This is a genomic window from Streptomyces sp. NPDC017246, assembly GCF_044331325.1.
GTDB lineage: Bacteria > Actinomycetota > Actinomycetes > Streptomycetales > Streptomycetaceae > Streptomyces.
Genome location: NZ_JBIRMW010000007.1, coordinates 82,604 through 95,975, shown reverse-complemented (window position 1 = coordinate 95,975; position 13,372 = coordinate 82,604). Strand labels below are relative to the sequence as shown.

Below are 13,372 nucleotides of genomic sequence, written 5' to 3'. Positions count from 1 at the left end.
CTTCCGCGGACGACGCAGGAGTGCTGGTTCTCCCAGCCCCAGCCGTCCCCGTCGGGGTCGGAGGAGCTGCCGCCCAGGCAGTACGGGTAGCCGTTCGGGGCGGTTCCGCCGGTGTCGCCGCCGGTGTCGGCGGCGCTTCCGCGGACGACGCAGGAGTGCTGGTTCTCCCAGCCCCAGCCGTCCCCGTCGGGGTCGGAGGAGCTGCCGCCCAGGCAGTACGGGTAGCCGTTGGGGGCCGTACCGCCGGTGTCACCGCCGCCCCCGCCGCCGTAGACCGTGGCCCGCGTCGAGGTCGTGGAGATTCCGTCGGCTCCGTTGAGGAATCGGTTGCCCCAGGGCGTGAGCGAGCCCGGGTCGAAGCCGTTGACCATGTCGAGGTACTCGACGCCGCTGCCGTTGCCGCTCCACGACCAGCCGAGGTAGCCGACGCGCAGCGAGCGGGCGGTGGCCATGATGGCGTTCTCGTCGGGGTTTCCGTCGCTGTGGTTGTCGCCGAACTCCCCGACCACGATGGGGAGTCCGTTGCTCACGAAGTGGTTGAGGTAGCTCTGCACCTCGGCGGCCGTGTCGTACACGCCGTACATGTGGATGGAGAAGATCGTGTTGCGCTGAGGGTCGGAGGCGAAGACCGAGGCGGCGTTGTTCCGCATGGTGTTCGACCAGTCCTGGCCCCAGTTGGGGGCGTCGACCATGAGGGCGTTCGAGATGCCGGCGTTGCGCAGCTTCCCGACGGCGTTCTTGGTGGCGTCGGTCCAGGCGGTGTAACCGCTGTTCCCGAAGGGCTCGTTGCCGATGTTGACGACGACGTAGTCCTCCTGGCCCCGCAGAGCGCTCTTGACGCCGATCCAGTAGTCGGCGGCCTTGTCGAGGGAGGCGGCCGCGCCGTCCTCGCCATAACCGGTGGTGTCGTGCACCTCCAGCACGCAGATGACCTTGTGGGTCTTGCAGTCCTCGATGATCGACGCCACCTCGGGCGTGTCGGTCCTGGTCCACCGGTCGCCGCTGCCGAGGACGACACGGACGGTGTTGGCGCCCTTGGCCGAGATGTCGGCGATGGCGTCGGTCTCCTCGGGGTACCAGGCGCGGGCGTGGTTGACCCCGCGCATCACGAACTCGTTGCCGTCGGCCTCGTAGACGCGGCCGTCGCTGACGTGGATGCCGGTGTCGGCGGCTTGGGCGGCTCCGGTGGGACCGAAGACGGGCAGCAGCAGACCCGCGACACCCGCGAGGACGCTGCCGGCGGCGGTGATCCGCCTGCTTCTCGGCTTGTTCATGCCTCTCCTTCATGGAATGGGAAGGGGTCTCCCGTCTGTGCCGAGGTTTCTGGCCGAACGCATCAGACAACGTTGTCAGAATTCGGCGACCGAGCCGCTGGTCTGCACATCGGGATTGCCCACCATGAGGCCTTGTCGGCCGGTTCGGTGTCAAGGCTCGGAACGCAGGTGGCTGCGAGGTCATGCGTGGATGGAGCCGGTTCACTGAAACCGTGCCGCACGATGCGGTGTACCGACTGTCAGGTTCACGCGCGCGCCTGGTGTGTTCAGCGAATTCGAGCACGGTTCAGCTGAACACTCCGGACGGCCGGCCCGGCCGGACCGGGCCACCCCGAGCGCCCCGCGGGTGCCTCGGTCATGGCCACCAGCGGCCGACGACGAGGACCGAATCACCGATGCGCCGGATCGCGTCCGGGCCGCCGAGCCGGCCGAGCGCGGGGGCGGCGCACCGCAGGGCGAAGAGATGGTCGCCGCGGGAGAGCCGCTGGGTGGCCGCGCGCAGGAACGCCACATAGGCCGCCGGCGAACTGTGCGCGATCGTCTCCCCGGCCCGGCGTACGAGCGCGGGCGCCCCGGAGGGGCGGTGCTGGACGGCGAGGAAGGCCCGTACGGGAGTCAGGAGATGCTCCGGCAGATGAGGGATCAGCCGGGTGACCGCCTCGGCCCGTTTGTACGCGTCGGTCATGGCGGCGCTCGCCGTCCACGCCTGCTCGGCCACCGCCGGCCGACGCTCCGGGGGGAGCCGGCCGATCAGTTCGAGCAGTGCCTCGGCACGCCGCTGCGGAGTGGTGTCCGCGAGCGCCCTTGCCAGCCGCCGCTCGGAATCCTCCGGCTCGTGCGGGGGCTCCGTCGCGTGATGGCGAGGGCGAGGGCGAGTGTGCGGGGCCTCCGTCGACGCCCGGTGCATCTCGGCGCTCAGCATGTTCAGGACCTTGGCGAGGTCCTTCTGCAGGTGGATCGCGTCGGCTTCGTGCCACGCCCGCTCCAGGATGGCCAGGCGCCGCTCCGCGGAGAGGTGCGGCACCAGATCGGCCCGGTACCCAGCGCGTCGACGCATGGTGATCCGGCGGCCGGAGGGACTTCCTTCCGGTGTCGCCTCCCGCAGGCCCGGGTCCACGGGCTTCGTCAGGAGCACCCTGTCGAGCAGCGAGGGGTCGATCAGGGGCAGGGCAGGGGTGCGCTCGTCGGTGATGGCCTCCAGCGCCTGTTCGGCCAGCGCGTTCCGGCGTTCCCGCGGGACGCTCGCGAGCAGGGGAGCGAGCGCCTGGGCGTGCTCGTACCCGTCGGTGAGGGCGAGGGCGTCCGCAAGCGTCCCTTCGAGCAGGGCCTGGGCGCGCCCGCCGGGGAGGTTGTCCCCGAACAGATGAAGATGGGAAAGGAGTTGTCCCAGCGCACGGGCCCTGAGGGGTACGTCGGTGACGGCGGCGACCGTGTCGAGGGCCCGGTCCAGCAGCGCGCCGTGCCGCTCCGGGGGCAGGTGGCGCGCGGCGTCGACCACCGCCGTGACGCGGTAGGGAGGATGGGAGATCGCCTCCGTGGTGTCCAGGCACAGCTCGGCCACCGTCCGCCGGTTTTCGGGTGCCACGTTCTCGACGAGCTCTTTCAGCGTGCGGACCTGGAAGTACCCGGAGTCGGTGGTGGCCACCCATGACAGAACCCGCCTGGCCAGGTCCAGTTGATGCGACGGCGTCGTGTGCTCGACGAGGACGGTCACCGTCCCCACGCCGAGGTCTCCCCGGTCGACGGCGCCGGCGTCGGCCAGGAGCCGTTGCGTCGTCGCACGGCGGAGGTCCGGGGACATGACGTCGAGGAGCTCGGGCAGCAGCTCGGCACGGCTGAAGGCCGAGCCCGGCTTGTCGAGGCTCTCCACCAGCTGTTCCAGCACGGCCGGCAGGTGCTCGGCGGGCAGATGCTTGAGCACCCGTGTGCGATCGTGCGGGGTGTCCGGGTCGGTGACGGCTCCCGCGGCCTCCCGCAGGACGAGGTCCATCGCCTTCTCCCGCTGCCCGTGGGGCAGCATCGGGGCCAGGTCGGCGAGCTCTCGCACCCGGGCGTTCTTGTGCACGAGGGCGGTCGTCTCGTTCAGCACCTGTGTCAGCACCTCCTGTCTCCGCTCGGCGGGAAGGTGGCGAGCGGCGAGTCTCAGGACCCGGACGCGGGAGAGACTCCTCAGGCCGTGCGCGGTCCACAGCACGGTCTCCGCCAAGAACGACCGACTGCTGTCGGGAAGGTGCTCGAGTACCTCGGCGATCGCCCGAGCCCGGCTGCCGTACGGGTCGTCCGGGACGGTCGAGACGGCCCTCGCCGCCGCCTCGACGGCCTGCGGCCGGAGGTGCGGTGGCATGCACCGAATCACATCGGTCAGCACCTGCGCTCGGGCCGCCGGGTGACCGATCCGCTCCCCGGCCAGCTGCGCCGAGCGGGCCGTCGCCGCCTGGTCCGCGGGCGGCACATGCCGGACCAGGCCGGCGAACGTCCGGGCGCGGGCCTCCGGATTCTCCAGGCCGGCCGCGATGTCCAGGACGTCTCCCGCCACCGCGGGCCAGTGCCCGGCGGGCATGTACGCGATCGTCCTGACCAGTTCCCGGCCGCGGAAGTGGTCGATGGTGATCCCGGCGACGGCGTGCAGCGCCTCGTCGAGCACCTCCCTCTGCCCTTCGGCGGGCATGAGGGGCACCAGCGACCCGAGCGCTCGTGCCCGCGACGCGTGGCTCGTCAGCCCGCGGGCGAAGGTCAGGGCCCGTGGAGGTCTCCAGATGTGCTGGGCGACCAGGTGGTGGAGAACCGCGGGGGGCACGTTCTCGGTGAGGCTCGTGAGGGAAGAGGCGACGAGCGTGTAGTGGATCTCCTCGGCCAGAGCCGTGGCGGGCCTGCACTCGGCCACGGCGCGGTCGGTGCGCTGCCGGCATTCGTCGCGGGCGCGGGCGATGTCGTCCAGGTAGGCGTCCAAGGTGTCGGCGCGGTCGTGTGCGGTGAACCACACGTTCACCTCCTGGCGCTGCCCGACGGGCCGTCCCGCGCGCAGCAACCGGTGCAGGTCCGCCCATCGCCCCGCCCGGGCGAGGTGCCCGGCCAGATGCCGCAGCGGGTAGCCGTCGTCGGTCTCCGCCAGCGCCGGATCGTCGCCCAGGGCGCTCAGGCCACCGTCGAGTCCGCCGAATCGCTCCAGGTACCGATCGGCCACCCGGGCGTGTGCCGCGCGGGTCGCGGGCGCGAGCACCTCGGCCCACGACAGTTGCTCGTCCGTCAGGTCCGCGGCGGAGGCGGGGACGGTGCCGGTGAGGATCTCGCGGAGGCTGGCGTGGTGGATCCCGAACCGGCGGGGCGAGTGCGACGTGGCGGTCAGAAAGGGCCGCAACAGGTACTGGCACCATTCCCGGGTCAGCTCCTCGGGCGCCCCGGCCAGCGCGGCCAGCGTCGCCGCGGACAACGGTTCACCGGCCGCGGCCAGGGTCGCCAGCACCGGCAGCAGGCCGTCCCGCCAGTGCTCGTCGCCGCGCCAGTCCCGTAGACGGGCGGCGTAGTACGACCACAGGCCGTGGGGGAGGGCGTCCAGCGCGCCGGACGACGGGCGGTCGAGCCGCATCGCTTCGAGGACGTACCGCACGTAGATCCACACGCCTCCGCTGCGCGCGGCGACCCGGGAGGTGAACTCCTCCGCGGTGACGCCCGCCTCGGCCAGCCAGGCCTTCGTCCCGTCCTCCTGGACCCGGGCGCCCAGGTACGCGATCAGGTCGCTCCGGTTGCGCTCGTCCTCCGCGTCGATCCGCAACAGGCCGGAGGACGGCTCGGTGTTCTCCGGGGGGCTGCCGGTCCGGTAGGTGCCGATCACGAACACGCCGGGCGGCAGCAGCCGGGGCAACCCCCAGGGCAGGCAGCCCGGTTGGCGCTCCGCCTCGTCCGCCCCGTCCACGACCAGGACGATCCGGCCGTTCACGTCGCGAGCGCGCTGGGCGTCGGCCGCGCGGTCGAGTACGGCCACGAATCCCTCGGGGGTGAAGGTGCGTTCCGACAGCTGACCCGCGGGCGCGATGTCCCGCAGTTCGTAGTGCTCGACGAGCTGCGCGGCCAGGTTCTGCAGGGCGACCCGGACGGTCTCTCCCCTGGTGCAGCGGACGAAATGGCCGAACCAGCCGCGCTCGCGCACCAGGTGCGCCGCCAGCGCGGACTTCCCCATGCCGGCGTCCGCCTCGATCCACAGATAGCCGGACCGGCGGCCGGCGAGGAACTCGTCCACCCGGTCGATCGCCCACCGGCGGCCGGTGAATCCGCCGCCCAGTACGTCGTCGAACACCGCCCTCGGGTCACGGGCGGCCTCGTCGATCGGTACCGCGGTCACGCCTGGGCCGTAGTGGTTCACCTGGCTGTGGATGTACGTGGCGCTGCTGTGGTCCCCGGTCGCGGCGGCGTACACCTCGCCTCCGGCGCCGACCGCGCGTTCGCCGGACGCCTCGACCCGTATCGACTCTCGCCCCATGTCAGGACGGTAGCGGTGCGGGCGCCACCTCCGTGGGCCACTTCGTCGTATCTCCTCGTGGAAATGCCCTGGTCGAGGGCACCGCGGGCGGGTGGCCGATCGGGATTCACCGTGGGCACGCCGCCGTCGTACGAGACCTGTCCTCTCCACGGTGTCGTCACAGGACGGGTGCGCGGTGTCCACGCCTTCATGGTCGGGACATGCCAAGCTCGGCCGGAACCACCCATTGTGATCCGTCTGTCGGGCACCGTCCGGGCCTGTCGATCGCCGGACCGAGACGACGTGCCCGCCCAGCGAGAGGACACCCCCCACACATGTCCGCTCACCACAGGAAGCGTCCCTGGCGGCGCCCCGTCCTGAGCGCCGTCGTCATCGCCGCGGTCGCCGCGTCCACCGCGGCGTACGCCTCCGGCGCCGAGCCTCCGTCGGCCGGCGCCGGCGCGCACGACGACGCGCACTACGGCAAGACGCACTACAGCGAGACACGCGACGGCGACACGCGCCACGGCGGCACGTACGGCGACACCGCGTACGACGACACGTACTACGACGGCGCGATCGGCAAGACCGGCGCCGAGCTGAAGAACGCTCTCCACGGGATCATCGGCGAGCAGACGGCGCTCTCGTACGACGAGGTCTGGGACGCGCTGAAGACCACCGACGAGGACCCGGAGAACCCGGACAACGTCGTCCTGCTCTACTCCGGGCGCTCTCAGGCCAAGAGCTCCAACGGCGGCGGAGCGAACGACTGGAACCGCGAGCACGTCTGGGCCAAGTCCCACGGCGACTTCGGCACCGCCACGGGCCCCGGCACCGACATCCACCACCTGCGCCCCGAGGACGTCACCGTCAACTCGACCAGGGGGAACCTGGACTTCGACAACGGGGGAGACCCGGTCGACGAGGCTCCCGGCAGTCGCTCCGACGGTGACTCCTTCGAGCCGCGGGACGCGGTCAAGGGCGATGTCGCCCGCATGATCCTCTACATGGCCGTCCGCTACGGCGGCGGCGACGGCTTCCCCGACCTCGAACCCAACGATCAGGTCGACAACGGTTCGGCGCCGGCGATGGGCCGTCTCTCGGTGCTCAAGCAGTGGAACGACCAGGATCCGCCGGACGCGTTCGAGAAGTCCCGCAACGACAAGATCTTCACGATCCAGAAGAACCGGAACCCCTTCATAGACCACCCCGAATGGGTCGCCGAGATCTGGAAGTGACATCCGGCCGTTCATGCGTCCGAGCACGGACCGGACCGGGCGGTCCGTGCTCGGACGCGTCGACGCCATTTGCGTAATCGGCGCATATGTCTTTGTTTGTGCTGAATTCAAGCGTGAGTCAGCACACTCTCCGCAATGCATCGCGCATGGATCTGAGAAGCCAGGGCAGGCGGCCGAACCGCCGGTGCTACCGGCAGGGGGATTCAGAGGAACGAAAGGCCATACGCGACGTGACGGCAGCACAACAGACCATCCATGTGGGCGGAGAGTGGCGCGCAGCCCTGTCCGGCACCACGCGCGAGATCATCGACCCCGTCGACGAGACCGCCTTCGCGGTCGTGGCGGAGGGCGGTGTCCAGGACACCGACGACGCCGTGGCCGCGGCACGAGCCGCTTTCGACGACGGTTCCTGGCCTCGTACGCCGGTCGCCGACCGGGCCGCCCTGCTGCGGCGGGTCGCCGCCCTGCTGGAACGCGACCGCGAGCGGATCGGCGCCCTGGAGAGCCAGGACGCGGGCAAGACGCTGGAGGAGGGCCGCGTCGACGTCGACTGCGTCCGCGACGCCTTCCTCTACTTCGCCGACCTCGTGGAGAAGGAGGACGGCGGGCGGGTCGTCGACGCCGGTTCGGCCGACATCCACAGTGTCGTCGTGCACGAGCCCGTCGGGGTGTGCGCCCTGATCACACCGTGGAACTACCCGCTGCTCCAGGCCAGCTGGAAGATCGCGCCCGCCCTCGCCGCCGGCAACACGTTCGTGATCAAGCCCAGCGAGATCACCCCGCTGAGCACCGTCGTGCTGGTCGAACTGCTCCTGGAGGCCGGACTGCCGCTCGGCGCGGCCAACATCGTCACCGGCCCGGGCCACACCGTCGGCGCCCGGCTCGCCGAGCACCCCGGCGTCGACCTCGTCTCGTTCACGGGCGGTCTCGTCAGCGGCACCAAGGTCGCCAGGGCGGCTGCCGACAGCGTGAAGAAGGTCGCCCTCGAACTGGGCGGCAAGAACCCCAACGTCGTCTTCGCCGACGCCTGTGCGACGCCCGAGGCGTTCGACACCGCCGTCGACCAGGCGCTCAACGCCGCCTTCATCCACAGCGGCCAGGTCTGCTCCGCCGGCTCCCGCCTCATCATCGAGGACTCCCTGCGGAACCGGTTCGTCGCCGAGCTCGCCCGCCGCGCCGAACTGATCCGGCTCGGACGCGGCACCGACGAGGGCGTCGAATGCGGTCCGCTGGTCTCCGCGGCGCAGGTCGCGAGGACCGAGGAGTACGTGGCCTCCGCCCTCGGCGAGGGCGCGGTCCTGCGCGCGGGCGGCGAGCGGCCCCCCGGCCCCGGCTACTTCTACCGGCCCACCGTCCTCGACCGGTGCCACCGCGGAATGCGGGTCGTCCGCGAGGAGATCTTCGGGCCCGTCCTCACCGTGGAGACCTTCCGCACGGAGGACGAGGCCGTCGCTCTCGCCAACGACACCGAGTACGGCCTCGCCGGAGCGGTGTGGACCTCCGACGCGGACCGCGCCCGGCGCGTCGCCGCCCGGCTGCGCCACGGCACCGTCTGGATCAACGACTTCCACCCCTACCTGCCGCAGGCGGAGTGGGGCGGCTTCGGCAAGTCCGGCATCGGCCGGGAACTCGGCCCCAGCGGTCTCGCCGAATACCGCGAGGCCAAGCACATCTACCAGAACCTCGCCCCGCGCCCCGTGCGCTGGTTCGCGGGCACGAAGGCGAAGGACCGGGCATGAACGACCACCATGTGTACGACTACGTCGTCGTCGGCGGCGGCACCGCCGGATCGGTGATCGCCTCCCGGCTGACCGAGGACCCGGACGTCACCGTCGCCGTCATCGAGGGCGGCCCCAGTGACGTCGGCCGCGACGACGTCCTCACCCTGCGCCGCTGGATGGGCCTGCTCGGCGGCGAACTGGACTACGACTACCCCACCACCGAGCAGCCCCGGGGCAACTCGTACATCCGCCACAGCCGTGCGCGGGTGCTCGGCGGCTGCTCGTCGCACAACACCCTCATCGCCTTCAAACCGCTGCCCTCCGACTGGGACGAGTGGGCCGAGGCAGGCGCCGAGGGGTGGGACGCGGCGGCCATGGATCCCTACTTCGCCCGGCTGCGCAACAACATCGTCCCCGTCGACGAGGCCGACCGGAACGCGATAGCCCGCGACTTCGTCGACGCGGCGCGGACCGCGCTCGGTGTCCCCCGCGTCGAGGGATTCAACCGACAGCCCTTCCACGAGGGCGTCGGCTTCTTCGACCTCGCCTACCACCCGGAGAACAACAAGCGGTCGTCCGCCTCGGTCGCCTACCTGCACCCGTTCCTCGACCGGCCGAACCTGCACATCGCCCTGGAGACCTGGGCGTACCGGCTGGAGCTCGAAGGCACCCGCGCCACCGGCGTGCACATCCGCACCAAGGACGGCGAGGAACACGTCGTACGCGCCCGGCGGGAGGTCCTGGTGTGCGCGGGCGCGGTGGACACCCCGCGGCTGCTGCTGCACTCCGGCATCGGGCCGCGCGCGGACCTGGAGAAGCTCGGCATCCCCGTCGTGCACGACCTGCCGGGCGTCGGCGAGAACCTCCTCGACCACCCCGAGTCGGTCATCGTGTGGGAGACGCACGGACCGATCCCCGAGAACTCCGCGATGGACTCCGACGCCGGTCTCTTCGTCCGCCGGGACCCGGCGGCCGAGGGGCCGGACCTGATGTTCCACTTCTACCAGATCCCCTTCACCGACAACCCGGAGCGGATCGGCTACGAACGGCCCGCGCACGGGGTGTCGATGACCCCGAACATCCCCAAGCCGCGCAGCCGGGGCCGGCTCTACCTGACGAGCGCCGATCCCGAGGTGAAGCCCGCGCTGGACTTCCGGTACTTCACCGACGAGGACGACTACGACGGCCGGACCCTCGTCGACGGGATCCGCATCGCCCGGCAGATCGCGGCGAGCGAACCACTGGCCGGCTGGCTGAAGCGCGAGGTGTGCCCGGGGCCCGAGGTGACCTCCGACGAGGAGCTCAGCGCGTACGCCCGTCATGTCGCGCACACCGTCTACCACCCGGCCGGCACCTGCCGGATGGGCTCCGCCGACGACGAACTCGCCGTCGTCGCACCCGATCTGAGGATCCGGGGGCTCGACAACATCCGGATCGCCGACGCGTCCGTCTTCCCGACCATGACCGCCGTCAACCCCATGATCGGCGTCCTCATGGTCGGCGAGAAATGCGTCGACCTGCTGGGAGGCACCTGACGATGAACAGTTCGACGCAGGACACCGCTGAGTCCGTCTTCTCCGTACGGGAGCTGTGGAAGGTCTTCGGTCCGAAGGCCGACCGCGTGCCCGCCGACCGGGAGCTCGCCTCCCTCGACGCCGCCGGACTGCGCGAGCGCACCGGCTGTACCGCCGCCGTCCGCGACGTCTCCTTCGACGTCCGCAAGGGCGAGGTCTTCGTCGTCATGGGCCTGTCGGGCTCGGGCAAGTCGACGCTCGTACGCTGTCTGACCCGGCTCATCGAGCCGACCTCGGGCACGATCTCCATCGACGGCGAGGACGTGCTGTCCATGGACACCGGCCGGCTCCGCGAGCTGCGCCGGCACCGGGCGGCCATGGTCTTCCAGCACTTCGGGCTGCTGCCGCACCGGACCGTGCTCGACAACATCGCGTACGGGCTGGAGATCCAGGGCGTGGGACGCGGCGAACGGCGCGAGCGGGCGGCCGAGTTCGTCAGCAAGGTCGGCCTGGAGGGCATGGAGCACCGCAGGCCGAGCCAGTTGTCCGGCGGTCAGCAGCAGCGGGTCGGACTGGCCCGCGCGCTCGCCGTGGACCCCGAAGTCCTGCTGTTCGACGAGCCGTTCAGCGCACTCGACCCGCTGATCCGCCGCGACATGCAGGAGGAGGTCGTCCGCCTGCACCGGGAGGAGGGACGCACGATGGTCTTCATCACGCACGACCTGAGCGAGGCACTGAAGCTCGGCGACCGCATCGCGCTGATGCGCGACGGCCGGATCGTTCAGCTCGGCACGCCGGAGGAGATCGTGGGCGCCCCCGCCGACGACTACGTCAGGGACTTCGTACGGGACGTGCCGCGCGAGCAGGTGCTGACCGTCCGCTCGGCGATGCGCCCCGCGCTCGCCGGTGAGCGCGAGGCCGGCCCCGCGCTCGCCCCGAGCGCCACCGTCCACGAGGCCATCGAGGCCGTCGCCCGTACGGGCGTGAACGCGCGGGTCGTCGAGAACGGCCGCTGCCTCGGTGTGGTCGACCACGCGGGACTCCTCGGTGTCGTCGCCGGGGTCCCGGCCGCGACGGGGAAGGCGGTGGCCTGATGTACTCCCATACGACCTGGCCGCCGCCGGGCGGCACGACGGACGCCGTGACCCGATCGTCGCGGTACGGCACCGCCCGACCCGAGGCCATGGGGCGGTGGGGCCGATGACCGCCACCGTCACCCCCGCCCCTCCCCGTCCCACGACCGCCACCGGGCCCGGTGCGCTGCGTGCGCTCGTGCGTCACCGCGGCCGGCTGATCGGCGCGGGTGCGGCCGTCGTACTCGTTCTCGGCGCCGTGCTTCTGGGCGGCGGCAGCTGGCCCGCGTCACTCGCCGTCGATCTGTCCGGGCCGCTCCGGCGCACCAGCGACTGGATCATCGACAACCGTGACGGCCACCCGCTGTTCCTCTACTTCCTCGGGCACGTCAGCAACGTCGTGGTCGTGTCCGTCCGGGCCGTGTACCTCCTGCTGCTCGCCCTCGGCTGGGCCGGCGTCACCGCCGCCGCCGGGCTGCTGGCCTGGCGGGTCGCGGGCGTCCGGCTCGCGCTGACGTCCGTCGCCGCCTTCGGCGTCTGCGGTCTGCTCGGCATGTGGGTGCCCACCATGCAGACGCTGGCCCTGATGGCCGTCGCCGTCGCCGCGTCGGTGCTGCTCGGAGGCCTCCTCGGCCTGGCCGCCGGACTGTCGGACCGGATGGACCGGATCCTGCGGCCGGTCCTCGACACCATGCAGGTGCTGCCGGCCTTCGCGTACCTCCTGCCCGTCGTCCTCGTCTTCGGCATCGGCGTGCCCGCGGCCGTCCTCGCGACCGTCGTCTACGCCGCCCCGCCCATGGCCCGGCTCACCGCGCTCGGGCTGCGCGGCGCGGACGCCGGCGTGATGGAGGCCGCCGCGTCCCTCGGCGCCACCGGCAGGCAGCGGCTGCTGACGGCCCGGCTGCCCCTGGCCCGCAAGGAGCTCCTGCTCGGCGTCAACCAGTCGATCATGATGGCGCTCGGTATGGCCGTCATCGCGTCCGTCATCGGCGCGGGCGGCCTCGGCGACCGCGTCTACCAGGCGCTGGCCTCCGTCGACGTGGGTGCCGCACTCGGCGCCGGCGTGCCGATCGTGCTGCTCGCCGTCGTCCTGGACCGGGTCACCGCCGCGGCGGGGGAGCGGATCGGTACGGCTCCGGCCCCCGGGTCCCGGCTCGGCTGGGCCGTCGCCCTCGTGGCGACCGCCGTCGTCGCCGTCGCCGGCCGTCTGTCCGACCGGCTCTCCTGGCCCGCCGCGTGGACGGTCGACATCGCCGAGCCCGTCAACGGCGCGGTCGACTGGATGACCGCCCACCTCTACTCCGGCGTGCCCGTCGTCGGCGGCACCGCCGACTGGGCGGGGCGGTTCACCACGTGGGTCCTCAACCCCCTGCGCGACGGCCTGCAGTGGCTGCCCTGGTGGGCGGTCCTGGTGACCGTCGGCGCCCTCGCCCTGCTCATCGGCACCTGGCGCACCGCCGCGACCGCCGTCCTCGCGATGGCCGCGATCGGCGTGCTCGGCGTCTGGGACCCGGCGCTCGACACCCTGTCGCAGGTCCTGGCCGCCGTCGCCGTGACGCTGCTGCTCGGCGTCGCACTCGGCGTCGCCGCGGCCCGCGGCACCCGCCTGGGACGCGCGCTGCGTCCGGTGCTCGACGTCTTCCAGACGATGCCGCAGTTCGTGTACCTGATCCCCGTGGTCGCCCTGTTCGGCGTGGGCCGAGCCCCGGCCGTCGCCGCAGCCGTGGTCTACGCGCTGCCGGCGGTCGTACGGATCACGGCCCAGGGCGTACGCGGGGTGGACCCGGCCGCCATGGAGTCCTCGCGCTCGCTCGGCGCGACCGGGCGGCAGCAGCTGTTCCAGGTGCAACTCCCGCTGGCACGCCCGGCGCTGCTGCTCGCCGTCAACCAGGGCGTGGTGCTGGTCCTCGCCGTCGTCGTCATCGGCGGCCTCGTGGGCGGCGGTGCGCTCGGTTACGACGCGGTCTTCGGCCTCGCCCAGGGCGACCTGGCGACCGGACTGGTCGCCGGCGCGGCGATCGTCTGCCTCGGCCTGATGCTCGACCGCGTCACCCAGCCGACCGGCCGCCGTGACCTCGCAGGAAAGGGGGCCTGAG

At 72.0% G+C, this 13,372-nt stretch carries 7 protein-coding genes; 5 read left to right on the top strand and 2 right to left on the bottom strand.

What is annotated here, in order from left to right:
- Positions 1-1,274, bottom strand: a 1,274-nt coding sequence (locus ACH4MY_RS18000; RefSeq protein ID WP_398004074.1) for a cellulase family glycosylhydrolase, incomplete at its 3' end; no start/stop codon positions are given.
- A 355-nt stretch (positions 1,275-1,629) separates the two neighbouring features.
- Positions 1,630-5,751 carry a hypothetical protein gene (locus ACH4MY_RS17995; protein WP_398004072.1) on the bottom strand — a complete coding sequence of 1,374 codons (4,122 nt, stop codon included), beginning with the start codon at positions 5,749-5,751 and terminating at the stop codon, positions 1,630-1,632.
- Positions 5,752-6,065: 314 nt separating this feature from the next.
- Here ACH4MY_RS17995 and ACH4MY_RS17990 point away from each other — a divergent pair, with 314 nt between their 5' ends.
- From ACH4MY_RS17990 to ACH4MY_RS17970, 5 genes are all read left to right on the top strand, one after another.
- Positions 6,066-6,968, top strand: coding sequence for an endonuclease I family protein (locus ACH4MY_RS17990; protein WP_398004070.1), 903 nt, complete (start codon positions 6,066-6,068; stop codon positions 6,966-6,968).
- Positions 6,969-7,198: 230 nt separating this feature from the next.
- Positions 7,199-8,707, top strand: coding sequence for an aldehyde dehydrogenase family protein (locus tag ACH4MY_RS17985; RefSeq protein WP_398004069.1), 1,509 nt, complete (start codon positions 7,199-7,201; stop codon positions 8,705-8,707).
- Positions 8,704-10,224 carry a GMC family oxidoreductase gene (locus tag ACH4MY_RS17980; RefSeq protein ID WP_398004067.1) on the top strand — a complete coding sequence of 507 codons (1,521 nt, stop codon included), beginning with the start codon at positions 8,704-8,706 and terminating at the stop codon, positions 10,222-10,224. Before ACH4MY_RS17985 ends, ACH4MY_RS17980 begins: the two co-directional genes overlap by 4 nt.
- A gap of 2 nt (positions 10,225-10,226) precedes the next feature.
- Positions 10,227-11,297, top strand: coding sequence for a glycine betaine/L-proline ABC transporter ATP-binding protein (locus ACH4MY_RS17975; protein ID WP_398004065.1), 1,071 nt, complete (start codon positions 10,227-10,229; stop codon positions 11,295-11,297).
- 106 nt (positions 11,298-11,403) lie between these two features.
- Positions 11,404-13,371: an ABC transporter permease gene (locus tag ACH4MY_RS17970; protein ID WP_398004063.1), complete on the top strand. Its 1,968-nt coding sequence runs from the start codon at positions 11,404-11,406 to the stop codon at positions 13,369-13,371.
- The last annotated feature ends 1 nt before the right edge of the window (position 13,372 follow it).